Origin of the sequence: Azospirillum sp. ST 5-10, from assembly GCF_051225715.1 — a bacterium.
In the GTDB taxonomy this organism is placed as follows: Bacteria; Pseudomonadota; Alphaproteobacteria; order Azospirillales; family Azospirillaceae; genus Azospirillum.
This window is the reverse complement of record NZ_JBPJSP010000005.1, coordinates 176,002-201,506: the sequence shown is the minus strand read 5'-3', so window position 1 is coordinate 201,506 and position 25,505 is coordinate 176,002. Positions and strand designations below refer to the sequence as shown.

Below are 25,505 nucleotides of genomic sequence, written 5' to 3'. Positions count from 1 at the left end.
CAGCGTCAACCGTTTGTCGGACCTGGGTCCGGGGCTCACGCCCCGGGGTTCGCCGCGTTCTGCGGGTCGACCCAGCCGATGTTGCCGTCGGCGCGGCGGTACACCAGATTGAGGCCGCCATGGGCGCGGTTGCAGAACAGAAGCGCCGGCGTCTCGGCGAGTTCCATCCGCATCACCGCCTCGCTCACCGTCAGCGTCTCGACGGACGTCTGCATCTCGGCGACGACGATGGGCGAGTGCGCCTCCCCATGGGCGGCGTCTTCGCCATCCACATGGTGCTCGTCGCGCTCCGCTTCCAGGATCTGATAGCGTGCCGGCAGACCCTCTTGGGCTTCCCCATTCGCATGATGGCCGCGCAGGCGGCCCTTGTAGCGGCGCAGGCGCTTGGCGATCTTGTCGCACGCGGTGTCGAACGCCGGGTAGGGCTCGCTGGCGTCCGCGGCGCTCTGCAGGAGAATGCCGCGCCCGACGTGGACCTGGATGTCCGCCTTGAACAGGTGCGCGTCGCGGGAAAACACGACGTTCGCCTCGATCGGCTTCGTGAAGTACTTTCCGACGACGGACTTCAGGCTGTCGGCAACGTGCGTGCGCAGGGCATCGCCAACGTCAAGTTGCTTGCCTTTAACGGTAAGTTGCATTTGGGAAGGTTTCCGAAATTGGCCCGGAAAAAGGTCGATGCGACAGGCGCCGCCGCGCGCGGACGGGCACCATAGTGGCGGGTACCGGGGCTGTCAACGAAACCCGCCGGCCCCGCGAGGGCTACATGCGTGACATCTTGGCACGGCGACGCTGCACCGACGACGGTATACGCATCGCCTCACGATACTTCGCCACCGTGCGCCGTGCAATGTCGATTCCTTCCTTTTGGAGGATCTCGACGATCTTATCGTCCGACAGGACGTCGTTGGCCGGCTCGGCGTCGATCATTTGCTTGATGCGGTGGCGCACCGCTTCCGCGGAGTGGGAGGCCTGGCCGTCGGCGCCGGCGATGGCGGAGGTGAAGAAATACTTCAGCTCGAACACCCCGCGCGGCGTGGCGATGAACTTGTTGGTGGTGACACGGCTGACCGTGCTCTCGTGCATGCCGATCGCCTCGGCGATGTCGCGCAGGATGAGCGGCTTCAGGTGCGACACCCCGTGGATGAAGAAGGCGTCCTGCTGGCGGACGATCTCCGAGGCGACCTTGAGGATGGTGGTGGCGCGCTGGTGCAGCGACTTCACCAGCCAGTTGGCGGAGTGGAAGCGCTCGCTCAGATACTCCTTCTCCGCCTTGTTGCGGACTTCGCCGGAGACGCGGGCGAAGTAGCGCTGGTTGACCAGAACCCGCGGCAGGGTGTCGGGGTTGAGGTCGATCAGCCAGCCGCCGCCGGGGCTGGCGCGCATCAGGATGTCGGGGGTGACGAGCTGGGCCGGCGTGTGGTCGAAGGCGAGCGCCGGCTTCGGATTCAGGGTGCGGATCTCCGCCACCATGTCGGCGACGTCCTCGGCGTCGACGCCGCACACCTTCATCAGCGCCGGCAGGTTGCGCGCCGCCAGGAGCTCCAGGTTGTCGAGCAGCGCCTGCATCGCCGGGTCCAGGCGGTTCCGCTCGCGCAGCTGGATCGCCAGGCATTCCTTGAGGGAGCGTGCGAAGACTCCGGAGGGGTCGAAGCGCTGCATGCGGGCGAGCACCCGCTCGACGTGCTGCGGCTCGGTGCCGAGCTGCTCGGCCAGGGCCGCGAGGTCGGCGGTGATGTACCCCGCCTCGTCCACCAGGTCGATGAGCGCCAGCCCGACCAGCCGGTCGGCCGGGTCCGGCAGATCGATGTTGAGCTGCTCGGTCAGGTGCTCGCGCAGGCTCTTCTCGCCGGACAGGGTGGCTTCGAGGTTGGGGTTCTCCTCGTCGAAGCCGCCGCCGCCCCGCTCGTTCCATGAACCGTAGACGTCCGTCCCGCCGTCGCTGCCGTCGGAGAAGCGGTCGTCGCCGTAGTCGTTCTCGAAATCCGTGTCGAGCGGCGCGTCGGACGCCGAGCCCATGGTGCCGGTCGTCGTGAGATCGACCGTGTCGCGGGTGCGCGCGTCGGCCGCCATGGGCGGCATCTCCTCGCGGTCGCCGTCCGCCGCCTCCCCCTCGCCCGACGGCCCCTCGCCGCCGCGCTCGCCCGCCCCCGGCTCCCCCTCGTCGCGCTCGAGCAGCGGGTTCTGCTCGATCTCGCGGTCCACGAAATCGGACAGCTCCAGGTTCGACAGCTGCAGCAGCTTGATCGCCTGCTGCAGCTGCGGCGTCATCACCAGGGTCTGGGCTTGGCGGAGATCGAGACGTTGCGTGAGCGCCATGAGCCAACGGTAAGGTCTAGAGGCTGAATCGATCGCCGAGGTAGACCCGGCGCACATCCTCGTGCGCAACGATCTCCTGCGGCTCGCCCTCCATTAGTACCATACCGTCGTGCAAAATGTATGCCCGATCGACGAGGTCCAACGTTTCTCTCACGTTGTGATCGGTGATCAGCACGCCGATGCCGCGGTCGCGCAGGTGCCCGACCAGCTCGCGGATGTCGCTGACGGCGATCGGGTCGATGCCGGCCAGCGGCTCGTCCAGCAGGATGAAGTGGGGCTGCGAGGCGAGCGCGCGGGCGATCTCGACGCGCCGCCGCTCGCCGCCCGACAGCGCCAGCGCCGGGGCGCGGCGCAGATGGGTGATCGAGAACTCGGCCAGCAGCTCGTCCAGCATCGCCTCCCGGGTGTCCCGGTTCGGCTCCACCACCTCGAGCACGGCGCGGATGTTGTTCTCCACGGACAGGCCGCGGAAGATCGAGGATTCCTGCGGCAGATAGCCGATGCCGAGGCGGGCCCGGCGGTACATCGGCAGGCTGGTGATGTCCTGGCCGTCCAGCATGATGGCGCCGACGTCGGCGGCGATCAGCCCGGTGATCATGTAGAAGCAGGTGGTCTTGCCGGCGCCGTTGGGGCCGAGCAGCCCGACCGCCTCGCCCCGCTGCACGCTGAGCGACACGTCGCGCACCACCGGACGCTTCTTGAAGGACTTGCCGAGGTTGAGCGCCACCAGCCCGTCGGCCGGCACGGCGCGCTCGGGCGCGGCGTCGGTGCCGGCGGCGGGTGCTGCGGCGCGGGGATCGAGGTCGACGGCCATGGCGGGCGGTGCCGTCCGCTTCACCGCGCCGGTCCGGCCGGCGCCGCGGCGGTCGGCTCGGACCCGGGGATCAGCAGCCCCTTGACGCGTCCGCCGCCGTCCTTGCCGGCGATGACGCGGTTGATGCGGGTCTTCATGTTCATTTCCGCGGCTTCGCCGTTCAGCTGGTTGTCGCCCCGGGTGAGCCGCACGTCGCCCAGCAGGACCGCCACCTCGTCGGCGGCGGAATAGATCATCTTGTTGGAGCGGCCGACGTCGGTCGGCGTGGTGACGACGACGCTGCCCGTCCCGTCGATCCGCTGCATGCGGGTGGAGCCGTCCGCCCCCTTGGCGAGCTGGCCGACCAGCACGTCGGCGCGCATGCGGTCGGTGCCGTGCATGGCCATGGCGTCGCCGCGCGCCACCGCGAGGTCGCGGTCCTCGTAGTACTCCAGGCTGTCCTCCGCCGTGACCACGTGTTCGGGCGTGACGAGGCGCAGATCGTCGCCGGTCACCACGAGGATGCGCCGGTCGGCGTCGTAGACGGCGCGGTCGCCGTAGACCTGCTGGTCCGAGCCGACGATGCGCACGTGGCCGTCGGCGACGAGCTGGAACACCTGGTTCCCCTGGCCCGGAACCTCGCGGTAATAGGCCGTCAGCACGTCGGCGAACACGGTGGTGTCGCCGCGCTTGGCGGAAGCGTGGCCGCGCGCCACGTAGGCCTTGCGGTCCTGGTGCCACTCGATGGCGGTGTCGGCGTCGATCGCCACCGGCAGGCCGTCGGCGCCCTCGGGCAGGAGCTGCGCCACGGCGCGGCCGGCCGGCAGCAGCCCGGCCGGCAGGGCCAGCGCCGCCGCCAGCAGCGCCGCCGCCAGCCGGCGGTGCCGCACGGCGGCGGTCGGGATCGCCGCGCGCCTCACCGCTTGCCCCCGGCGGATTCGGCCGACTGGACGTCGGCGGTGGACTGGTTGACGAAGACCACCGTCTTGCCGCGGTCGCTCATGCGGAACCCCTGCGCCCGGATCTCGCCCTGGGGCCCCTGCCCCGCCACCGCCACGTCGCCCCAGGCGGTGCCGGCGTGCACGTCGGCGTAGGCCTCGGCGGTGGTGAACTCGTTGCCGTCGTCGCGCATCACCCGCACGTCGCCGCGCATCTTCAGGACGCCCGTCTTCTGGTCGTACCAGCCGCGGTCGGACCGCAGGGTCACCCAGGTGCCGCCCAGCTCGGTCATCTCCGCCTCGGGCTTGTCGAGCACGACGATGTCGGGCTCCACCTCCGAGCGCTCGGCGCGGTCGGCCACCACCGAGAAGGGCTGGTTCTGCTCGTCGGCGGCGAAGTAGCGCGGCCGGATCATCTCCAGATGGCCCTTGTCGGCGTCGATGTGCGGCTGCGGCGGCTCGGTCAGCGACGGCCAGACGGCGATCAGCGCCAGCATCATCAGCGCCAGCGCCGGCAGCACCACCTTCAGGAGCGCCACCAGCCGGCTGTGGACGCGGCTCACCGGGCGCGTGGTGCGGCGCCGGTGGACGTCGGCGTTCCGGTGAGCATCGGTGTGAAGGTGCTGCACGGCCATGGTCATGCCTCCCGTACCCTGCCTGTCATGCCACGCCGGCGCGCAGGCAGTCGTGGATGTGCACCACGCCGACGGGCCGACCGGCGGCCCCTTCGGCATCCAGCACGAACAGCGTGGTGATCTTGCGCTCGCCCATCACCCGCACCGCCTCGGCGGCCAGCGCCTTGGGGCGGATGGTCTTGGGACTGAGGGACATGATGTCGCCGGCGCGTTGCGACAACAGCTCCGGCATCAGATGGCGGCGCAGGTCGCCGTCGGTGATGATGCCGACCAGCGCCCCGGCGCCGTCGACGATGCCGACGCAGCCCAGCCGCTTCTGGGTCATCTCCAGGATGACGTCGGACAGCGCCGTCTCGGTGGTGCACAGCGGCACGGCGTCGCCCTTGTGCATGAGGTCGCTGACCGTCAGGAGCGCCCGCCCAAGCTGGCCGCCGGGATGCAGCTGGTGGAAGTCGGCGGCCGAGAAGCCGCGCCGCTCCAAGAGCGCGATGGCGATGGTGTCGCCGAGCGCCAGCATCATGGTGGTCGAGGTGGTGGGCGCCAGCCCCAGCGGGCAGGCCTCGGGCGCCGACGGCAGCACCAGGGCGACGTCGGCCTGCTCGGCCAGCGTGGAGCCCGGCCGCCGGGTGACGCCGACCAGCGGGATGCCGAATCGCCGGGTGTAGGCGACGATGTCGCTCAGCTCGTGCGTCTCGCCGGAATTGGACAGCGCGATCACCGCGTCGCTGCGGGCGATCATGCCGAGGTCGCCGTGGCTGGCCTCGCCGGGATGGACGAACAGCGCCGGCGTGCCGGTGGACGCCAGGGTCGCGGCGATCTTGCGGGCGATGTGCCCGCTCTTGCCCATGCCGGTGACGACGACCCGGCCGTCGATGCCGGCCAGCAGGTCGAGCGCCCGGGTGAAGGCGCCGTCGAGGCTCTCCGCCAGCGTCAGCAGCGCCTCGGCCTCCATGCGCAGCACCCGGGTGGCGCTGGCGCGGTCGCGGTCGGGCGCGCGCGGCGTGGCGAGCGGGGTCTCCGGCTCGCCGGTGGAGCGGCAATCCATCAGACTGGTCAAGGCTGCATTCCGTGCCGTTCGTTCGTGTCGCAATGGCCCCCGCACCGGAGGGCCCCCGCCGCAGCCGCAGGGTCTGCCGGCCGCAGTATGCCCACCGGCGCAGCGCCGGTCAAACGGGCTCCCGGCTCAGTGGGCCAGGATGTCGGGCTCGTCCCAGCCGCCGAGGTCGAGCGCGGCGCGGGTCGGCAGGAAGCGGAAGCAGGCGTCGGCCAGCTCCGTCCGCTCCTCGCGCGCCAGCAGCGCGTCCAGCTTCGCCTTCAGGTCGTGCAGGTGAAGCACGTCGGAGGCCGCGTACCGCATCTGCTCCGGCGTCAGCTCGGCCGCCCCCCAGTCGGAGGATTGCTGCTGCTTCGACAGCTCGACGCCGATGAGCTCCTTGCACAGGTCCTTCAGGCCGTGCCGGTCGGTGAAGGTGCGCACCAGCTTGGCGGCGACCTTGGTGCAGTAGACCGGGCGGCAGACGACGCCGAGGTAGGCCTGCATCACCGCCAGGTCGAAGCGGGCGAAGTGGAACAGCTTGACCAGGTCCGGATCCGTCAGCAGCCGCTTCAGGTTGGGCGCGTCGTAGACGCCGCGGCGGAACTGGACGAGGTGGGCGGTGCCGTCGCCGGCCGACAGCTGCACCAGGCACAGCCGGTCGCGGGCCGGGTTGAGGCCCATGGTTTCGGTGTCGATGGCGACGGCGCCGTCGCGCGCCGCGGCCTTGAGGTCGAGACCGTCGGGCAGGTCGCCCTCGTGCAAGTCGATGGGCACGCCGCCCTCCCCGCGTCACGGGCCCCGGCCGCAAGCCCCGGAAACGACAAGCGCCGCCGTGCAAACCCCTCCCCGATCGGGAGAGCCTAGCACGCGGCGCGGCCGGAAAAGAAATGGTGCCCAGGAGAAGACTCGAACTTCCACGACATTTCTGCCACAGGTACCTGAAACCTGCGCGTCTACCAATTCCGCCACCTGGGCTCTCGGTGGGCCGCTTATGTATCGCCGGGCGGGGTGGCTGTCAACGCGTTTTTTTCGCGGTCCGGGGAAGTTCCGTCGGCCGCGCTCCCGCCCTGCGGAAATCGCCGCAGCACCCCGCCGCGGGCTGGCCCTGCCCGCCGGCATTGGTTATAAGCATCCACCGGCCGACGGCCCGCCGTCGGCGCCGGCGCGCTCGCGTGCGGGCGTTCGGGATTCCGCGTTCAGATCGGCACGGGAGAAGGTCGATGTCGTTTCGTTACAAGGTGATCACGGTGTTCGGCGGGTCGGGGTTCGTCGGCCGTCATCTGATCCGCCGCCTCGCGCGCACCGGCGCCGTCGTCCGCATCGCCGTGCGCAGCCCGAGCCGGGCCAACTTCCTGAAGACCGCCGGGGCGGTGGGGCAGATCGTCCCGATCGCCTGCGACATCCGCAAGGACGAGTCGGTGGCGCTGGCGCTGAAGGGCGCCGACATGGCGGTCAACCTGATCGGCACCCTGTACGACCGCGCCCCCTGGACCTTCCAGACCGCCCACGTCGACGGCCCCGCCCGCATCGCCCGCGTCGCCAAGGCGGCGGGCGTCGAGCGGCTGGTGCACGTCTCGGCCATCGGCGCCGACGCCCGGGCGGCGGCCGGCTACGCCCGTTCCAAGGCGGCCGGCGAGCAGGCGGTGCTCGACGCCTTCCCCGAGGCGACGATCCTGCGCCCCTCGATCATCTTCGGCCCCGAGGACCACTTCTTCAACCGCTTCGCGGCGATGGCGCAGGTCTCGCCGGTGCTGCCGCTGATCGGCGGCGGCCAGACGCGCTTCCAGCCGGTCTACGTCGGCGACGTCGCCGAGGCGATCACCAACGCGCTCCACAGCGACGCCGCGCGCGGCCGGACCTACGAGCTGGCCGGCCCCGGCACCTACACCTTCCGCCAGCTCATGGAGCGGATGCTGGTGGAGATCCGCCGCAAGCGCTGGCTGGTGGCGCTGCCCTGGGGGCTCTCGGAGACGGTCGGCGGCCTGCTGGAGAAGGTGCCGCTGCTCGATCCCCTGCTGACCCGCGACCAAGTGGAGATGCTGAAGCGCGACAACGTCGCCGGCCCCGGCACGCCGGGCCTGACGGACCTCGGCGTCACGCCGACCGCGCTGGAGGTGATCCTGCCGACCTACCTGTTCCGCTTCATCGTCGGCGGCCGCACCGGCGGCTCCGGCCCGACCGCGCTGCGCCAGCAGTACCCGGAGTGACGTCGGTTCGGATTATCAAAATAGAAGATCGGAAGATTTGAAGATCGCAGGAAGCCCGGGCGCCGCGGAGCTTCTTGCGATCTGTCCTTCTTCCGATCTTTGCGGTCAAAAAAGCCGGTTCGCCCTCAGAGATACAGGATCGCCAGCATCACGGTGCCCAGCGCGATCCGGTACCAGCCGAAGGGCGTGAAGCCGTAGCGGCCGACGAAGTCGACCAGCGTCTTCACCACCAGCGCCGCCGACAGGAAGGCGGTGACGAAGCCGACGGCGATCAGCAGCGCCCCGTCGGCGTTCAGGTACTGCCAGTTCTTGTAGAGGTCGAGCACCGTCGCCCCCAGCATGGTGGGGATCGCCAGGAAGAACGAGAACTCCGCCGCGGTGCGCCGGTCCACCCCCATGAGCAGCGCGCCGAGGATGGTGGCGCCGGAGCGCGACACGCCGGGGATCATGGCGACGCTCTGGAACAGGCCGATCTTCAGCGCCAGGCTCGCCGGGAAGCGCTCGATCTCGTGGTAGCGGGGGTGGCTGAGGAAGCGCTCGATCACCAGGATGGCGATGCCGCCGAGGATCAGGGCGACGCACACCACCGTCGGCTGGAACAGCACCGACTTGATGAAGTCGTGCAGCAGCAGGCCCAGCACCGCCGCCGGCAGGAAGGCCAGCAGCAGGGCGAAGACGAAGCGCCACGCCCGCGGGTCGTTCGGCAGGCCGGTGGCCACCCGCCACAGGCGGCCGAAGTAGACGAGGCAGACGGCGAGGATGGCGCCGAGCTGGATCGCCACCTCGAACACCCGTCCGGGCGGGCCGGCGAAGCCCAGCAGGTCGATGACGAGGATGAGGTGGCCGGTGGAGGAGACCGGCAGAAACTCCGTCAGTCCCTCGACGATGCCGAGGAGGGCGGCTTGCAGAAGCTGTTCGGCCATGGTGCGGGCGTGGCGATCCGGGATCCGAAAGGGGTGCCGCGCTTATAGCAGCGCCCCTTCGGTTTGGCGACTGGGCAAGACTCCTACCCCGAAGAGAGCGATAGGTCCGATATGGTACTAAATTTCTCGCGGCGCCGCCGGGCCGCGGCCGGCGTTGCGCGATGCCGCGCGACCCTCTGTCACAGTTCGGTCAGCAAACCTGACCTAACGAGCTTTTTTTGCTCGCCAGCGTCCCGGCGTTGCGTTATATGACACTGCGGCCGCGCCATTCGTTCGGCCGGTCATGCCCCCCTGCGGCCGTGCCGGCGGCGGGGCGGGCGAAGAGAAGCTTCCCGCCACCGGCGGGTCCAGGTCAAGGAGTTGGCGAGATGGCGCAAAAGCAGAAGATGCTGGGCTTCGTGCACACCACGCAGCGGATGCCCGACAAGCGCACTGCCGAGGAGCGCCGCCACGACTTCCGGGAGATCTACGCCCGCTTCAGCGACGACCGCGCGGCCGAGCAGGCCGGCCGCTGCTCGCAGTGCGGCGTGCCGTTCTGTCAGGTCCACTGCCCGGTGCAGAACAACATCCCGGACTGGCTGAAGCTGACCGCCGAGGGCCGGCTGGAGGAGGCCTACGAGGTCTCCCAGGCGACCAACAATTTCCCCGAGATCTGCGGCCGCATCTGCCCCCAGGACCGCCTGTGCGAGGGCAACTGCGTGATCGAGCAGTCGACGCACGGCGCCGTCACCATCGGCACGGTCGAGCGCTACATCAACGACACCGCCTGGGAGAAGGGCTGGGTCAAGCCGCGCAAGCCGGTGCGCGAGCTGGGCCAGTCGGTCGGCATCATCGGCGCCGGTCCGGCCGGCATGGCGGCGGCCGAGGAGCTGCGGGCCAAGGGCTACGAGGTCCACGTCTACGACCGCTACGACCGGGTCGGCGGCCTGATGGTCTACGGCATCCCCGGCTTCAAGCTGGAGAAGGACGTGGTGGCGCGCCGGGCCAAGCTGCTGGCCGACGCCGGCGTCGTCTTCCACTGTAATTTCGAGGTCGGCCGCGACGCCAGCCTGGCCGAGCTGCGCCGCCGCCACGCCGCGGTGCTGATCGCCACCGGCGTCTACAAGGCGCGCGACATGGAGGCGCCGGGCGCCGATCTCGGCAACATCGTGCCGGCGCTGGATTACCTGACCGCCTCCAACCGGGTGGACCTGGGCGACGAGGTGCCGGCCTTCGCCGACGGCTCGCTGAACGCCAAGGGCAAGAACGTCGTCGTGGTCGGCGGCGGCGACACCGCCATGGACTGCGTGCGTACCGCCGTGCGCCAGGGGGCGGTGTCGGTGAAGTGCCTCTACCGCCGCGACCGCAAGAACATGCCGGGCTCGCAGCGCGAGGTGGCGCACGCCGAGGAGGAGGGTGTCGAGTTCGTCTGGCAGGCCGCCCCCGACGCCTTCCTCGGCGAGGGCACGGTCGAGGCGGTGCGCGCCGTGCGCATCCACCTCGGCGTCGCCGACGCCACCGGCCGCCAGACCCCGCAGGTGATGAAGGGCTCCGAGTTCGAGATCCCCGCCGACCTCGTGATCAAGGCCCTGGGCTTCGAGCCGGAGGACCTGCCCGCCCTGTTCGGCGAGCCCGCCCTGAAGGTGACCCGCTGGGGCACCGTCACCGCCGATCCGCGCACCAAGATGTCGAGCGTCGACGGCGTGTTCGCCGCCGGCGACATCGTCCGCGGCGCCAGCCTGGTGGTGTGGGCGATCCGCGACGGCCGCGACGCCGCCGAGGCCATGCACCGCTACGTCAAGGCCAAGGCGGCCGCCGAGGGGCTGGCGGTCGCGGCGGAGTAAGGTTGCGATGCCGACGGTTGCCTGGGTTCTCGGCTTCGCCATCGTCTTCTTTTACGAAGACCCGAAGCGGGACCACCCGGACGCCGCAGCCGAGTAATGGGACCCAAGGGCCCTCGGCCCTTGGCGGGGGTCGAGGGGGCGGTGCCCCCTCGAAAACGACATGACCATCGAAAGGGTCGACCGATGACCGAGACGCTGAACCAGGGTGAGCAGTTCGTCGCCGCGTACCGCGCCAACGTGGAGCGGTTGACCACGGCCAACGCCTACGACCCGGCGGACGAGCGCGACAACTGCGGCGTCGGCTTCATCGCCGCGATCGACGGCAAGCCGCGGCGCTCGGTGGTCGAGAAGGGCATCGAGGCCCTGAAGGCGGTGTGGCACCGCGGCGCCGTCGACGCCGACGGCAAGACCGGCGACGGTGCCGGCATCCACGTCCAGGTGCCGCAGAAGTTCTTCAAGGACCACGTCCGCGTCGTCGGCCACACGCCGCCCGACAACAACCTCGCCGTCGGCCAGGTGTTCCTGCCGCGCATCAGCCTGGATGCGCAGGAGGCCTGCCGCTGCATCGTCGAGACCGAGATCCTCAACTTCGGCTACTACATCTATGGCTGGCGCCAGGTGCCGATCAACGTCGACATCATCGGCGAGAAGGCCAACGCCACCCGGCCGGAGATCGAGCAGATCATCGTCGGCAATTCCAAGGGCGTGTCGGACGAGCAGTTCGAGCTCGACCTCTACGTCATCCGCCGGCGCATCGAGAAGGCGGTGGCGGCGGAGCAGATCAACGACTTCTACATCTGCACCCTGTCGTCGCGCTCGATCGTCTACAAGGGCATGTTCCTGGCGGAGCAGCTCACCTCCTTCTATCCCGACCTGCTGGACGAGCGGTTCGAGTCGAACTTCGCGCTCTACCACCAGCGCTACTCGACCAACACCTTCCCGACCTGGCCGCTGGCCCAGCCCTTCCGCATGCTCGCCCACAACGGCGAGATCAACACGCTGAAGGGCAACGTCAACTGGATGAAGGCGCACGAGACGCGCATGGAGCATCCGGCGTTCGGCGCCCACATCGCCGACATCAAGCCGGTGATCGGCGTCGGCCTGTCGGACAGCGGCGCGCTCGACAGCGTGTTCGAGGTGCTGAGCCGGGCCGGCCGGCCCGCCCCCATGGTCAAGATGATGCTGGTGCCGGAGGCGCTGACCAAGGCGGCGACCCTGCCGGAGAGCCACGCCTCGCTGATCCAGTACTGCAACTCGGTGATGGAGCCGTGGGACGGCCCGGCGGCGCTGGCCCTGTACGACGGGCGCTGGGTGGTCGGCGGCATGGACCGCAACGGCCTGCGGCCGATGCGCTACACCATCACCACCGACGGGCTGATCATCGCCGGCTCGGAGACCGGCATGGTGAAGATCGACGAGACCAGGGTGGTCGAGAAGGGCCGCCTCGGCCCCGGCGCCATGATCGCCATCGACCTCGCCGACGGGAAGCTCTACCGCGACCACGAGGTCAAGGACCTGCTGGCCGGCCAGAAGCCGTGGGGCAACTGGGTCAAGGCGACGACGCAGCTCGACACGCTGGTCAAGAACGCCTCCACCAAGGGCGAGCCGGCGGAGATGGAGCGGCCGGCCCTGCGGCGCGCCCAGATGGCCTTCGGCATCTCCATGGAGGACATGGAGCTGATCCTCCACCCGATGGTGGAGGACGCCAAGGAGGCCGTCGGCTCGATGGGCGACGACAGCCCGATCGCCGTCCTGTCGGAGAAGTACCGCGGCCTGCACCACTTCTTCCGCCAGAACTTCTCCCAGGTCACCAACCCGCCCATCGACAGCTTGCGCGAGCGGCGGGTGATGAGCCTGAAGACGCGGCTCGGCAACCTCGGCAACATCCTCGACGAGAGCGAGACCCAGTGCCGGCTGCTGCAGCTCGACTCGCCGGTGCTGACGACCGCCGAGTTCCGCGCCATGCGCGCCTACATGGGCGAGACGGCGGCGGAGATCGACGCCACTTTCCCGGTCGACGGCGGCCCCGACGCGCTGCGCGACGCGCTCAGGCGCATCCGCCAGGAGGCGGAGGACGCGGTGCGCGGCGGCGCCGAGCACGTCATCCTGACCGACGAGCGGATGGGCCAGGCGCGCGCCGCCATCCCGATGATCCTCGCCACCGGCGCGGTGCACACCCACCTCGTCCGCAGCAACCTGCGCACCTTCACCTCGCTGAACGTGCGGTCGGCCGAGTGCCTGGACACCCACTACTTCGCCGTGCTGATCGGCGTCGGCGCCACCACGGTCAACGCCTACCTCGCCCAGGAGGCGATCGCCGACCGCCAGCGCCGCGGCCTTTTCGGCACCATGCCGGTCGAGGAGGGGGTGCAGCGCTTCAAGAAGGCGATCGACGAGGGGCTGCTGAAGATCATGTCCAAGATGGGCATCTCGATCATCAGCTCCTACCGCGGCGGCTGCAACTTCGAGGCGGTGGGCCTGAGCCGCGCCCTGGTGGCCGAGCACTTCCCGGCGATGGTCAGCCGCATCTCCGGCATCGGCCTCAACGGCATCCAGAAGAAGGTGCTGGAGCAGCACGCCGTCGCCTTCGCCGAGGACGTGGTCACCCTGCCGGTCGGCGGCTTCTACAAGTTCCGCAAGTCGGGCGACCGCCACGGCTGGGAGGGCGGCATCATGCACACCCTCCAGCAGGCGGTGACCCAGGACAGCTACACCCTCTTCAAGAAGTACGCCGAGCAGGTGCACGGCCGTCCGCCGATGCAGCTGCGCGACCTGCTGGCGTTCCGCTCGCTGAAGGGCGCCGTGCCGATCGACGAGGTCGAGTCGATCACCGCCATCCGCAAGCGCTTCGTGACGCCCGGCATGTCGCTGGGGGCTCTGTCGCCGGAGGCGCACGGCACGCTCAACGTCGCCATGAACCGCATCGGCGCCAAGTCGGACTCCGGCGAGGGCGGCGAGGACCCGGCGCGCTTCAAGCCGGACAAGAACGGCGACAACTGGAACTCGGCCATCAAGCAGGTGGCGTCCGGCCGCTTCGGCGTGACGGCGGAGTACCTGAACCAGTGCCGCGAGATCGAGATCAAGGTGGCCCAGGGCGCCAAGCCCGGCGAGGGCGGCCAGCTCCCCGGCTTCAAGGTGACGGAGATGATCGCCCGCCTGCGTCACTCGACGCCCGGCGTGACCCTGATCAGCCCGCCGCCGCACCATGACATCTACTCGATCGAGGACCTGGCGCAGCTCATCTACGACCTCAAGCAGATCAACCCCGAGGCCAAGGTCTGCGTGAAGCTGGTGGCGCGCTCGGGCATCGGCACCATCGCCGCCGGCGTCGCCAAGGCCAACGCCGACGTGATCCTGATCTCCGGCGGCTCCGGCGGCACCGGCGCCAGCCCGCAGACCTCGATCAAGTACGCCGGCGTGCCCTGGGAGATGGGCCTGTCGGAGGTGCACCAGGTGCTGACGCTCAACCGTCTGCGCCACCGCGTGCGGCTGCGCACCGACGGCGGGCTCAAGACCGGCCGCGACATCGTCATCGCCGCCATGCTCGGCGCCGAGGAGTACGGCATCGGCACCGCCAGCCTGATCGCCATGGGCTGCATCATGGTGCGCCAGTGCCACTCCAACACCTGCCCGGTCGGCGTGTGCGTGCAGGACCCCAAGCTGCGCGAGAAGTTCACCGGCACGCCGGAGGCGGTGGTCAACCTCATCTCCTTCCTCGCCGAGGAGGTGCGCGAGATCCTCGGCCAGCTCGGCTTCCGCTCGCTGAACGAGGTGATCGGCCGCACCGACCTGCTGCACCAGGTCAGCCGCGGCGCCGCGCACCTCGACGACCTCGACCTCAACCCGCTGCTGGCCCAGGTCGACCCCGGCGAGAACGCCCGCTACTGCACCATGCAGGGCCGCAACGAGGTGCCGGACACGCTGGACGCCCGCATCGTCGCCGACGCCCGCCCGCTGTTCGAGGAGGGCGAGAAGATGCAGCTCGCCTACACCATCCGCAACACGCACCGCGCCATCGGCACGCGGCTGTCGTCGATGATCACCCGCAAGTTCGGCATGTTCGGCCTGCAGCCCGGCCACATCACGGTGCGCCTGCGCGGCACCGGCGGCCAGTCGCTGGGCGCCTTCGCCGTCCAGGGCATCAAGCTGGAGGTGTTCGGCGACGCCAACGACTACGTCGGCAAAGGCCTGTCGGGCGGCACCATCGTCGTGCGGCCGAGCACCTCGTCGCCGCTGAAGACCAACGACAACACCATCATCGGCAACACCGTGCTGTACGGCGCCACCGCCGGCAAGCTGTTCGCCGCCGGCCAGGCCGGCGAGCGGTTCGCCGTGCGCAACTCCGGCGCGCAGGTCGTGGTGGAGGGCTGCGGCTCCAACGGCTGCGAGTACATGACCGGCGGCATGGCGGTCATCCTCGGCCCCGTCGGCGACAATTTCGGCGCCGGAATGACCGGCGGCATGGCCTACGTCTACGACGAGGAGGAGGATTTCCCCCGCCGCGTCAACGACGAGAGCGTGGTCATCCAGCGCCTCGAGGTGGCGCACTACGAGGACCAGCTCCGGCGCCTGGTCGAGGAGCACGTGGAGGAGACGCAGAGCCTGTTCGCCCGCGAACTCCTCAACGACTGGGCGCGCGTGCGCGCCAAGTTCTGGCAGGTCGTGCCGAAGGAGATGCTGGGCCGGCTGGAGGTGCCCGTCACCCTGCCGAAGGCCATTCCGGCGGAGTAACGATCACCGGCTCCTCTGCTTCATTGGCGGCCCGGACCAACCGGGCCGCCTTTTTTGTGGGCGTGTGGCGGTGGCGGTCCCCAGCCTGCCGCCGTTGGTCGGGCTGGCGGTGATGCCGCTGGCGCGGACGCTGCGGCAGCCGGGCGGCGTGGCGATGCTGGCGGTGGCCGCGCGGCGGCGCACCATGGCGTGGGCGCTGACCTGCGCCAGCCCCCGCCCCGACAACCGCCCGGTATCGTCGGGTCGGTCGCGTCGAGCAGCACCCAGGCCTCGGCGACGTCCAGCACAGGCGTCTTATCGACCCGCACAACGTGCCGCGGCCCGCGCACCGGGGCCGCCGGGTTCACCGCCACCACCTGGCCGGTCACCGGCCAGTCGAATAGGTGCCGCACCGCGGCGAGGCGCTGCTTGACCGTCGGCGCCGCGTGCGTGCGCGTCAGCCCCTCGACCCCGGTGGCGACAGGCAGCGGCTGCACCGCGGCGAGCGACGGCACGCCGGCGGCTGCGCACCAAGCGAGGAAGTCGCCGACGGCCCGGGCGTAGGCCCGGCGGGTGTGCGGGTTGCGGATCCCGGCGGCGAAGAACTCGAGAACTCGGACAGTGGTCCGTTCGCCGGCGGCGGTGACCAGCCCAGGCAGGGCGATCGATGGCCGGTGGGCCGGCGTGCTCATGGCCTGCCTGCCTCGCCGGGACGGCGCTCCGGTGCCTCGCCTCCCTGATGGCCGGCCAGTGCGCGCAGCCGGTCTTGGCGGGTGCGCGGGTCGATGATGGTCTGGATCTCACTGACGAAAGCCCGGCGTGCGGCGATCAGCGCTCTGGCGACCTCGGATGGCGAAGCCGCGGTTGCCCCCGCTGTGAGGTGGTCGAGCAGACGGCAGGCGTCGACAACGTGATCCAGTGCCTGCTGGCGAAAGCCCCGAAATGCCGCCGGCTTGTGAAGTCCCCGGTCCGACGCGTGCGTGTTGGGCAGGAACAGCCGGCCGCGGTCAACCAGAGCCGACAGACGCCAGGCGAGCTCAACCCGCTTGTGGAAGAACGCGCCCTCCGGCATCCGCTGGGGATCCAGACCGCAAAGAGCGTGGGCTTCGGACATGCGGTCGATGACCTCGTCCGCCCAGGCCTGCAGAGCGTGGCTCTGCTCGGTCAGCAGGGCTTCCAGCGCGATCACCGCCTGCTTCTTGGTCTCTTCGTGCTGCCGGGCGGTTTCCTGGCCCTGCTCGGCGGCGGAGCGGCGGGCGTCCACGGCGGCGACCACGGCGACCACCGCCGCGATCACCGTGGCCACGGCGCTGACGATGTCCGCGATCTCGCCCATCCGTCCAGTCCTGCTTACAAGTGATAAAGGACATTATCACAGATGAACGGAGAGGCCGCGAGACCGCGGGGGCATCTTGGCGCGATGACAACATCCGCCCTCCTCGCGTGTCGGCCGGGGGATCGCCACACGCAGGCACGTGATGACGAACGCCATGGCTGGGCCGACCAGCCAAGCCCTGCGGACGGATGGCCGTGATTTTCGCCCGTTCTGTGGCGTCACCCCTACCCGGAGCACGGCGAAACGATTTATCGTCTCCTGATCGGTCGATCAGGACAGGGAAGAGGAACGGAGATGGGGACGGCGCCCGCACGGGGGGCACGCCTGCGCACGCGCCCGGCGACCTGGGGGGACGGCCCGCGGTGCGCCGAGATCTTCCTGGTGGGCCGGCGCCTCGCCTCTCCCTGGCAGCCGCCGGACCGCTTCCGCCTCGACGACTACTACGACTGCGTCGAGGACGACGAGGTGGTGGTGGCCGAGATCGGCGGGCGGGTGGTCGGCTTCGCCTCCGTCGACCCGCGCCGGCGGGCGCTGCACGCCCTGTTCATCGATCCCGCCTGGCGCGGCCGCGGCATCGGCAGCGTGCTGCTGAGCGAGGCGCTGAGCCGCCTCCCCGCCCCCGCCGAGCTGACCTGCGCGGTGCGGAACGCCGCCGCACGGGCCTTCTACGAGCGTCACGGCTGGGTCGCCGTGCCCGCGGCGAGCGGCCCGGCCGACCCGCACGTGGTCTACCGCAAGGCCGGCGGCAGCGCCGCCTGATGCGCAAGGCCGACGGCAGCGCCGCCTGATGCGCAAGGCCGGCGGCAGCGCCGCCTGACCCGCGGCCGTCAGGCCGCGAGCTTGAGGTCGAGCTGGGCCCAGACGTCGCGCAGGGCGTCCACGAGGTGGGCCATCATGGCGTCGTCGTGCAGCGGCGTCGGGGTGAAGCGCAGGCGTTCGCTGCCGCGGGGCACGGTCGGGTAGTTGATCGGCTGGACGTAGATGTCGTGCCGCTCCATCAGCAGGTCGGAGGCGCGCTTGCAGCGCTTGGCGTCGCCCACCATGACCGGGACGATGTGGCTGGCCGAGTCCATCACCGGCAGCCCGGCCTCGGCCATCAGGCGCTTCAGGGTCGCCGCGCGCTCCTGGTGGCGGGTGCGCTCGCTCTGGCTCTGCTTGAGGTGGCGGATCGAGGCCAGCGCACCGGCCGCCAGGACCGGGGCCAGCGAGGTCGAGAAGATGAAGCCGTTGGCGAAGGAGCGCACGCAGTCGATCAGCGCCGAGGAGCCGGTGATGTAGCCGCCCTGGACGCCGAAGGCCTTGCCCAGCGTCCCCTCGATGATGGTGAGCCGGTGCATGGCGCCGTCGCGCTCCGCCACCCCGGCGCCGCGCGGGCCGTACATGCCCACCGCGTGCACCTCGTCCAGGTAGGTCATCGCCCCGTGCCGGTCGGCGACGTCGCACAGCTCATGGATCGGCGCGATGTCGCCGTCCATGGAGTAGACCGACTCGAAGGCCACCAGCTTCGGCCGCGCCGGGTCGGCCTGGGCCATGAGCTGGTCGAGATGCTCCGGATCGTTGTGGCGGAAGATGTGCTTCTCGGCACCCGAATTGCGGATGCCGGTGATCATCGAGTTGTGGTTCAGGGCGTCGGAGAAGATGATGCAGCCCGGCAGGATGCGGCCCATCGTCTGCAGGGTGGCGTCGTTCGACACGTAGCCCGAGGTGAAGAGCAGGGCCGCCTCCTTGCCGTGCAGGTCGGCCAGCTCGCGCTCCAGGAGGACGTGGTAGTGGTTGGTGCCGGAGATGTTGCGCGTTCCGCCGGCGCCGGCGCCGCACTCGTCGAGCGCCCGGTGCATGCCCTCCAGCACCTTGGGATGCTGGCCCATGCCGAGATAGTCGTTCGAGCACCACACCGTCACGTCGCGCTCGCGCCCCGTGGCGTCGCGGAAGGTCGCCCGGGGGAACCGGCCGGCATGCCGTTCGAGGTTGGCGAAGACCCGGTAGCGCCCCTCCTGCTTCAGGGCCTCGATCTGGGTGCGGAAGAAGCTCTCGTAGTCCATCGGGCGTATCCGTTCGACATCTTCGGCGCTGGCCGCGGGCGGCGCCACGTCGGCGCCGGTCCGGTGGGCCACAGAGAATGGCATGATCGTTACGGCGTCGCCACCCGGCATTGACCTCAATCAAGCGCGTGCGGTCAAGTTCGGCGCGGCGGGCCGATATCAGCAACACCTACTATACGTGGCGCGAACCGGTTCCGCCAGCCCCCGGTCGCCGGTCACTGCCGCCAGAAGGCCGGATTGAACAGCACCAGCACGGTGAAGAACTCCAGGCGCCCCAGCAGCATGCCGGCCGACAGCAGCCATTTCGCGGTGTCGGGCAGCGGCGCGAAGTTGCCGGCCGGGCCGATGATCGGGCCGAGGCCGGGACCGACGTTGCCGATGGCGGTGGCCGCCCCGGTCAGCGCGGTCACCAAGTCGAGCCCGAGCGCCGCCAGCAGCACCATCAGGATGAAGGTGAGGGCGATGTAGACGAAGCCGAAGCTCATCACCGACACCATGGTGTCGGCGTCCACCGGCTTGTTGTTGTAGTGGAGCGGCAGCACCCGGTGGCGGCTGAACAGGCGGATCATCAGCACGCGCATGACCATGAAGAGGATCTCGAAGCGGAAGATCTTGATGCCGCCGGCGGTCGACCCGGTGCAGCCGCCGACCAGGGTCAGGGTGAAGAAGACGGCCAGCGCCAGCGGCCCCCACAGGCTGTAGTCCGCCGAGGCGAAGCCGGTGGTGGTGACCACCGACACGACGTTGAAGAAGGTCAGCCGCAGCGCGTCGTGGAGCGGGATGTCCGCCTCCCGCGCCAGCCACAGGCCGAGCATCGTCGACACCGCGACGAGGAAGCCGACGTACCAGCGCACCTGGGTGTCCCGCCACAGCGGCCCGGCGTCGCCGCGGGCGAGGCTGATGAAGCGGACGAAGGGCATGCCGCCGACCGCCATGAACACCACCAGCACCCACTCCACGGCAGGGTTCTGCCAGCCGGCGACGGAGGCGTCGCGGGTCGAGAAGCCGCCGGTCGACACCGCGGCGAAGGCGTGGTTGATGGCGTCGAACAGCGACATGCCGGCCAGCGTCAGCCCGGCGATGCAGGCCAGGGTCAGGGTCACGTAGACCCAGGCGACGGCGATGGCGAGGTCGCCGGCGCGCGGCACCACCTTGTCCGAGCGGTCGGAGGACTCGGAGCGGAAGAGCTGCATGCCGCCGACGCGCAGGAACGGCAGGATGACGATGCCCATGCCGATGATGCCGATGCCGCCCAGCCACTGCAGCAGCGAACGCCACAGCAGCAGCCCCGGCGGCAGGCCCTCCAGCCCGACGATCACCGTTGAGCCCGTCGTCGTCAGCCCCGACATCGCCTCGAAGAAGGCGTCGGCGACCGACAACCGGGTCCTGGAGAGGACGAAGGGCGCGGCGGAAAAGGCGCTGACGATCACCCAGGACAGCGTCGTCAGCAGGAACGCCTGGCGCAGCGACAGGGCGATCTCCGCCGTCCGGTTGGTCAGGATCAGGAGGACGCCGAAGAACAGCGTCAGCGCCGACGTGGTGGCGAACACCATCCAGTCGGAGTTGCCCACGGCGAAATCGACGACCATCGGCAGCAGCATGGCCAGGGCGACGATGCTGACGAGGGCGCCGACGATGTAGAGGACGGGGCGAAGATCGATGCCGACCACAAGGCCATCCCGCGGTTGCGTGCCGCCCTGTATCCCAGGAGGCGAGGTCGCGGTCAAGACGGTGCCGCCGGCGTGCGGCGGCGGCCCGTCGCCGCGGCCGGCGATTCCCGCACCGGCTGTTTTCTTGCCAGCCCATGCAGCGTGCGGAGAGGACGGCCCTTGCCCGACACCCGCTTTCGGGGATGATTCCCCGCAGCCGGCCCGCCGGCCGACGCGATCATGTCGGGAGGAACCAATGCCCAAGCGCATCGTGCTGTGTTTCGACGGAACCTGGAACAGCCCGGCCAGCGACGAGCTGCCCGCCGATCGCCAGGTGGAGACCAACGTCCGCCGCTTCTTCGAAGCGGTGCGCGGCGATCCGGAGCAGGTGACGTTCTACGACGAGGGGGTGGGAACCCGATGGTGGGACCGCGTGCCCGGCGGGGCGTTCGGCATCGGCCTCGACCGCAACATCTGTGACGGCTACGATTTCCTCGTCCGCCACCATGAGCCCGACTCGTCGGTGTTCATCCTCGGCTTCAGCCGCGGCGCCTACACGGCGCGCAGCCTGGTCGGGATGATCCGCAACGCCGGCCTCCTGCCGAAGAAGCACCGCAAGCGGATCCCCCAGGCCTACGAACTCTACCGCACCCGCGACGGCGGCGCCGACACGCCGACCGCGCTGCATTTCCGCAAGGAGTACCAGGCGAAGGCCGTCGCCATCGACTTTCTCGGCGTGTGGGACACGGTGGGGGCGCTCGGCATCCCGCTCCAGGCGTTCGACTGGTTCAACCGGGCCCGCTACAGCTTCCACGACACCGAGCTCAGCGGCATCGTCCGGCACGCCTACCACGCGCTCGCCACCGACGAGTTCCGCGAGGACTACCAGGCGACCCTGTGGGACCCCAAGCGCAAGCCCGAGCAGACGATGGAGCAGCGATGGTTCGTCGGCGCCCACGCCGACGTCGGCGGCGGCTATCCCGACCGCGCCCTGTCCGACATCGCGCTGCGCTGGATGATGGAGAAGGCGGTGGCGTGCGGGCTGTCGCTGGCCGACGGCAGCCTGCCCGACACGCCGTCCGGCGTCGCCGCGCCGGACCCCACCGACTCCTACTCCGACTTTCTCGGCGGCGCCTACCGGCTGTTCCGCGGTCCCCACCGCCGTCAGGTCTGCCTGACCCGCTACGGCGAGGAGGATCTGCACGACACGCTGGTGGCGCGCCTCGCCGCCAACGCCGGGTACAGCCCGAAGAACCCCGGCCTGCGCGAGGCGTACCAGAGGCGGCGGGACGGCGCCGCCGGTTAGGCGGGTTGCCCCGGGCCGGGCCACCCATGGCCCGGCCCGGGGCCGAGGGCGCGGGGCCGAGGGTGGGGCCGGGCGGCGAGGCCCGGCCCGGCGTCCTCAGCCCTTGAGCAGCGGGATCGCCGCGTCGAGGCTCCGGGCCATGCGCTCGAACATGGCGTCGATGTCCTCCGCGCCGATGACCAGCGGCGGGCAGAAGGCGACGGTGTCGCCCATCGCACGGGTGATCAGCCCGTTCTCCTGGTTGAGCGCGTTGAGCTTGGCGCCGGCGCCCACCGCCGGCTCGAACGGCGCCCTGGTCGCCTTGTCGGCGACCAGCTCGACGGCGCCGATCAGGCCGACGCCGCGCACCTCGCCGACCAGCGGGTGGTCGGCGAAGCGGCGCAGCCCCGCCTGGAAGCGCGGGGCGACGGCCCGGACGTGGCCGAGAACGTCGCGCTCGCGGTAGATCTTGAGCGTCTCCAGCGCCACCGCCGCGGCGACGGGATGGGCGGAATAGGTGTAGCCGTGGCCGAACGTGCCGATCTTCTCGCTCTCGGCGACGCAGGCCCGGTAGACCGCCTCCGACACCATCACGGCGGAGATCGGCAGATAGCCCGACGACAGCGCCTTGGCGCAGGTGAGGATGTCCGGCTTCAGGCCGAAGGTCTGCGTGCCCCAGTCGTTGCCGGTGCGCATGAAGCCGCAGATCACCTCGTCGGCGACCAGCAGCACGTCGTACTTCCTGAGGACCGCCTGGATCTTCTCGAAGTAGGTCGCGGGCGGGACGATGACGCCGCCGGCCCCCATGATCGGCTCGGCGAACATCGCCGCCACCGTGTCCGGCCCCTCGGCCAGGATCAGCCGCTCCAGGCTCTCGGCGAGGCGCGTGGCGAAATCCTCCTCGCTCTCGCCGGGCTCGGCGAACCGGTAGTGGTGCGGGCAGTCCGTGTGCAGGATGCGGGCGATCGGCAGGTCGAAGTCGCGGTGGTTGTTGGGCAGCCCGGTCAGGCTGGCGCTCGCCACGGTGACGCCGTGGTAGGCCTTCTGCCGCGAGATGATCTTCTTCTTCTCCGGCCGGCCCAGCGCGTTGTTGTAGTACCAGATCAGCTTGACCGCCGTGTCGTTCGCCTCGGAGCCGGAGTTGGCGAAGAACACCTTGGACATCGGCACCGGCGCCATGGCGATCAGGGCCTCGGCGAGGTCGATGCCGGGGTCGTGCGACTTGTGGCCGAAGGTGTGGTAGGTCGGCAGCTTGCGCATCTGGCGGACCGCGGCGTCGATCAGGCGCTCCTCGTCGAAGCCCAGCGACACGCACCACAGGCTGGCGAGTCCCTCGATGTACTCCTTGCCCGCGTCGTCCCACACCCGCACGCCGCGGCCGCGGTCGATGATCAGCGGTCCGGCGGTCTCGTGGACCTTCAGGTTGGTGTAGGGGTGCAGCATGAACGCCTTGTCGCGGCTCGCCGCCGAATTGCCCATCGCCGTCATCGTCTCGTTTCCCGTCCGGAGGTTTGCGCAGGGGGTGTTTAAAAAAATAGCCACCCGCGGCGATGCTACACCGCCGCCGCGGCCTGGACAAACGATGCGCGCCGTGCGCTTGTGCAAGGCCGGCCTGCGACGCCGCCCTGCCCCGGGAGACCCGCCCCATGTACCGCCTCTACCACATGCCCAGCTCCGCCAGCATGGCGCCGCACATCGTGCTGCGGGAGATCGGCGCGCCGCACGAGCTGGTGACGCTGGACCGCGCCGCCGGTGCCCTGGAGGCCGCCGACTACCGGCGCCTCAACCCCAACGGCCGGGTGCCGACCCTGGTGGACGGCGACCTCGTGGTCTACGAATCGGCGGCGATCTGCCTGCACCTCGCCGACCGCCATCCCGCGGCCGGGCTGGCCCCGCCGGTCGGCGACCCGGACCGTGCCCGCCTCTACCAGTGGATGGCCTATCTCACCAACACGGTGCAGGCCGACGCCATGCTGTACTTCTACCCCGGACGCTACGTGCCGGCGGACGGGGCGGAGCACCTGAAGGCGGTGGTGGTCGACCGGCTGGCGGCGATGTTCGCCCAGCTCGACGCCGCGCTCGACGGCCGGCCCTGGCTGCTGGGCAAGCGCTATTCCATCGCCGACGTCTACCTGTTCATGCTGGCGCGCTGGACGCGCAACATGACGCGCAGGGCGCGCGACCTGCCCAACCTCGGCCCGTTCCTGGCGCGGGTGATGGAGCGCCCGGCGGTGCGCGAGGCGTTCCGGGTGGAGGGGCTGGGGGAACCGCACTATTAAGCGGCCCGCCCCTCGACCGTCAGCGGCCGCCCCTCCCCCGTTTCAGGGCCCCGTTTCAGGGCCCCGGCTCAGGGCCCCGGCTCAGGGTTCGCCGGGCGCGGTGTAGGCGGTCTTGACGATGGTGTAGAACTCCGCGGCGTAGCGGCCCTGCTCGCGCGGCCCGTAGCTCGACCCTTTGCGGCCGCCGAACGGCACGTGGTAGTCGACGCCGGCCGTCGGCAGGTTGACCATCACCATGCCGGCCCGCGCGTGCCGCTTGAAATGGGCGGCGTGCTTCAGGGCCGTGGTGCAGATGCCGGCGGACAGGCCGAACTCGGTGTCGTTGGCCACGTGCAGCGCCTCCTCGTAGTCGCGCACCCGGATCACCGCGGCCACCGGGCCGAAGATCTCCTCCCGGTTGACGCGCATGGCGGGGGTGGTGTCGGTGAACAGGGCGGGCGCCATGAAGTAGCCGTCGGTGTCGCGGCGCAGCCGTTCGCCGCCCGCGGCAAGGGTGGCACCCTCCGTGCGGCCGATCTCGACATAGCGCAGGTCCTGGTCGAGTTGGTCCTGCGAGACGACCGGGCCGATCTCGGTTCCCGCCTCCAGGGCGTGGCCGACCTTCAGCGCACCCACCCGCTCCACCATGGCGGCGACGAAGCGGTCGTGAATGCCCTCGGTCACGATCAGGCGGGAGGAGGCGGTGCAGCGCTGGCCGGTGGAGAAGAAAGCGCCGTTGACCGCCACGGCCACGGCCGTGGCGAGGTCGGCGTCGTCGAGGACCACCAGCGGGTTCTTGCCGCCCATTTCCAGCTGGACCTTCTTGCCGCCCTCCAGGCAGCGCGCGGCGATCCGCCGCCCGGTGGGCACAGAGCCGGTGAAGGAGACGGCGTCGACCCGCGGCGAGGCGACGATCGCCTCGCCGACCACCGAGCCGCGGCCCATGACCAGGTTGAAGACGCCCGGCGGCACGCCCGCCTCGGCCAGGATGGCGGCCAGCGCGTGGGCCGAGCCCGGCACCGCGTCGGCGGGCTTGAACACCACCGTGTTGCCGTAGGCCAGCGCCGGCGCGATCTTCCAGGCCGGAATGGCGATGGGGAAGTTCCACGGCGCGATCAGGCCGACGACGCCGACCGGCTCGCGGGTGACCTCGACGCCGACGCCGGGCCGCACCGAGGCCAGCGCCTCGCCCTGCACCCGCAGCGCCTCCCCGGCGAAGAACTTGAAGATCTGCCCGGCGCGCGTGGCCTCGGCGATCCCTTCCGGCAGGATCTTGCCCTCCTCCCGCGACAGGAGCCGGCCCAGCTCCTCGCGCCGCGCCAGGATGATGCTTCCCACGGCGTCCAGCAGATCGAAACGCTGCTGCGGCGTCGACAGCGACCACGCCGGGAACGCGTCGGCGGCGGCGGCGATGGCGGCCTCGACCTGGCCCGTGTCGGCCCGGGCGTAGAGGCCCACCAGGTCCGACAGGTCGGAGGGGTTCCGGTTCTCGGTGGTGGCGTCGCTCGCCACCCAGTCGCCGCCGATGTAGTGGCGCGCTTCGGTCATCGTCGG

General features: G+C 70.4%; 20 protein-coding genes and 1 tRNA gene. 6 read left to right on the top strand and 15 right to left on the bottom strand.

Translation table 11 applies throughout. The features are described from left to right. Window positions 1-35 precede the first annotated feature (35 nt). The 8 genes from hpf to ACSBPG_RS08480 form a co-directional block, all read right to left on the bottom strand. Window positions 36-638, bottom strand: coding sequence for a ribosome hibernation-promoting factor, HPF/YfiA family (gene hpf / locus ACSBPG_RS08515; RefSeq protein WP_435536707.1), 603 nt, complete (start codon window positions 636-638; stop codon window positions 36-38). 121 nt (window positions 639-759) lie between these two features. After that, window positions 760-2,316, bottom strand: coding sequence for an RNA polymerase factor sigma-54 (gene rpoN / locus ACSBPG_RS08510; RefSeq protein WP_435536706.1), 1,557 nt, complete (start codon window positions 2,314-2,316; stop codon window positions 760-762). Between the two features lie 16 nt (window positions 2,317-2,332). Further along, entirely contained in the window at window positions 2,333-3,130 is a 798-nt protein-coding gene (lptB, locus tag ACSBPG_RS08505; RefSeq protein ID WP_435536795.1) for an LPS export ABC transporter ATP-binding protein, read from the bottom strand. Window positions 3,131-3,150: 20 nt separating this feature from the next. After that, entirely contained in the window at window positions 3,151-4,029 is an 879-nt protein-coding gene (locus ACSBPG_RS08500; RefSeq protein WP_435536705.1) for an LptA/OstA family protein, read from the bottom strand. After that, window positions 4,026-4,682, bottom strand: a complete 657-nt coding sequence (lptC, locus tag ACSBPG_RS08495; protein WP_435536704.1) for an LPS export ABC transporter periplasmic protein LptC — start codon at window positions 4,680-4,682, stop codon at window positions 4,026-4,028. The genes ACSBPG_RS08500 and lptC overlap by 4 nt, the downstream gene beginning before the upstream one ends. A 25-nt stretch (window positions 4,683-4,707) precedes the next feature. Next, on the bottom strand, window positions 4,708-5,727 hold the full coding sequence (locus tag ACSBPG_RS08490) for a KpsF/GutQ family sugar-phosphate isomerase (protein WP_435536794.1): 1,020 nt from the start codon (window positions 5,725-5,727) through the stop codon (window positions 4,708-4,710). Between the two features lie 138 nt (window positions 5,728-5,865). After that, the gene (locus ACSBPG_RS08485; RefSeq protein WP_435536703.1) at window positions 5,866-6,492 is read right to left on the bottom strand and encodes a ribonuclease D; all 627 of its coding nucleotides are present in this window, start codon (window positions 6,490-6,492) and stop codon (window positions 5,866-5,868) included. Between the two features lie 114 nt (window positions 6,493-6,606). Next, window positions 6,607-6,693 (bottom strand) — tRNA-Leu (locus ACSBPG_RS08480). Window positions 6,694-6,938: 245 nt separating this feature from the next. On the opposite strand from ACSBPG_RS08480, the gene ACSBPG_RS08475 reads away from it, so the two are divergent. Next, window positions 6,939-7,925: a complex I NDUFA9 subunit family protein gene (locus ACSBPG_RS08475; RefSeq protein WP_435536702.1), complete on the top strand. Its 987-nt coding sequence runs from the start codon at window positions 6,939-6,941 to the stop codon at window positions 7,923-7,925. A 125-nt stretch (window positions 7,926-8,050) separates the two neighbouring features. On the opposite strand, the gene ACSBPG_RS08470 is transcribed toward ACSBPG_RS08475, so the two are convergent. Then, a complete protein-coding gene (locus tag ACSBPG_RS08470) occupies window positions 8,051-8,848 on the bottom strand; it encodes an undecaprenyl-diphosphate phosphatase (protein ID WP_435536701.1) in 798 nt (265 codons plus the stop codon). A 368-nt stretch (window positions 8,849-9,216) separates the two neighbouring features. Between ACSBPG_RS08470 and ACSBPG_RS08465 the strand changes: the two genes are divergently transcribed. Next, on the top strand, window positions 9,217-10,671 hold the full coding sequence (locus ACSBPG_RS08465; protein ID WP_435536700.1) for an NAD(P)-dependent oxidoreductase: 1,455 nt from the start codon (window positions 9,217-9,219) through the stop codon (window positions 10,669-10,671). 183 nt (window positions 10,672-10,854) lie between these two features. After that, on the top strand, window positions 10,855-15,402 hold the full coding sequence (gene gltB / locus ACSBPG_RS08460) for a glutamate synthase large subunit (protein ID WP_435536699.1): 4,548 nt from the start codon (window positions 10,855-10,857) through the stop codon (window positions 15,400-15,402). Between the two features lie 20 nt (window positions 15,403-15,422). Here the strand turns inward: gltB and ACSBPG_RS08455 are convergent, their stop codons facing one another. Together ACSBPG_RS08455 and ACSBPG_RS08450 are read right to left on the bottom strand one after the other, a co-directional pair. Next, window positions 15,423-16,073, bottom strand: a complete 651-nt coding sequence (locus ACSBPG_RS08455; protein ID WP_435536698.1) for a site-specific integrase — start codon at window positions 16,071-16,073, stop codon at window positions 15,423-15,425. Then, window positions 16,070-16,717 (bottom strand): hypothetical protein, encoded by a 648-nt coding sequence (locus ACSBPG_RS08450; protein ID WP_435536697.1) that lies wholly within the window; start codon window positions 16,715-16,717, stop codon window positions 16,070-16,072. Before ACSBPG_RS08450 ends, ACSBPG_RS08455 begins: the two co-directional genes overlap by 4 nt. Window positions 16,718-17,011: 294 nt before the next feature. Here ACSBPG_RS08450 and ACSBPG_RS08445 point away from each other — a divergent pair, with 294 nt between their 5' ends. Continuing rightward, a complete protein-coding gene (locus ACSBPG_RS08445) occupies window positions 17,012-17,476 on the top strand; it encodes an N-acetyltransferase family protein (RefSeq protein ID WP_435536696.1) in 465 nt (154 codons plus the stop codon). A gap of 68 nt (window positions 17,477-17,544) precedes the next feature. Here the strand turns inward: ACSBPG_RS08445 and hemA are convergent, their stop codons facing one another. Together hemA and ACSBPG_RS08435 are read right to left on the bottom strand one after the other, a co-directional pair. Then, window positions 17,545-18,759, bottom strand: coding sequence for a 5-aminolevulinate synthase (gene hemA, locus ACSBPG_RS08440; protein ID WP_435536695.1), 1,215 nt, complete (start codon window positions 18,757-18,759; stop codon window positions 17,545-17,547). A gap of 215 nt (window positions 18,760-18,974) precedes the next feature. Then, complete coding sequence (locus tag ACSBPG_RS08435) at window positions 18,975-20,429, bottom strand: TrkH family potassium uptake protein (protein WP_435536694.1); 1,455 nt, start codon at window positions 20,427-20,429, stop codon at window positions 18,975-18,977. A gap of 235 nt (window positions 20,430-20,664) precedes the next feature. Between ACSBPG_RS08435 and ACSBPG_RS08430 the strand changes: the two genes are divergently transcribed. Then, window positions 20,665-21,714: a DUF2235 domain-containing protein gene (locus ACSBPG_RS08430; protein ID WP_435536693.1), complete on the top strand. Its 1,050-nt coding sequence runs from the start codon at window positions 20,665-20,667 to the stop codon at window positions 21,712-21,714. A gap of 96 nt (window positions 21,715-21,810) precedes the next feature. Here the strand turns inward: ACSBPG_RS08430 and ACSBPG_RS08425 are convergent, their stop codons facing one another. Next, window positions 21,811-23,181 carry an aspartate aminotransferase family protein gene (locus ACSBPG_RS08425; RefSeq protein ID WP_435536692.1) on the bottom strand — a complete coding sequence of 457 codons (1,371 nt, stop codon included), beginning with the start codon at window positions 23,179-23,181 and terminating at the stop codon, window positions 21,811-21,813. A 158-nt stretch (window positions 23,182-23,339) separates the two neighbouring features. Here ACSBPG_RS08425 and ACSBPG_RS08420 point away from each other — a divergent pair, with 158 nt between their 5' ends. Then, on the top strand, window positions 23,340-23,972 hold the full coding sequence (locus ACSBPG_RS08420) for a glutathione S-transferase family protein (RefSeq protein WP_435536691.1): 633 nt from the start codon (window positions 23,340-23,342) through the stop codon (window positions 23,970-23,972). A gap of 81 nt (window positions 23,973-24,053) precedes the next feature. Here the strand turns inward: ACSBPG_RS08420 and ACSBPG_RS08415 are convergent, their stop codons facing one another. Next, a complete protein-coding gene (locus tag ACSBPG_RS08415) occupies window positions 24,054-25,499 on the bottom strand; it encodes an aldehyde dehydrogenase family protein (RefSeq protein WP_435536690.1) in 1,446 nt (481 codons plus the stop codon). Window positions 25,500-25,505 lie beyond the last annotated feature (6 nt).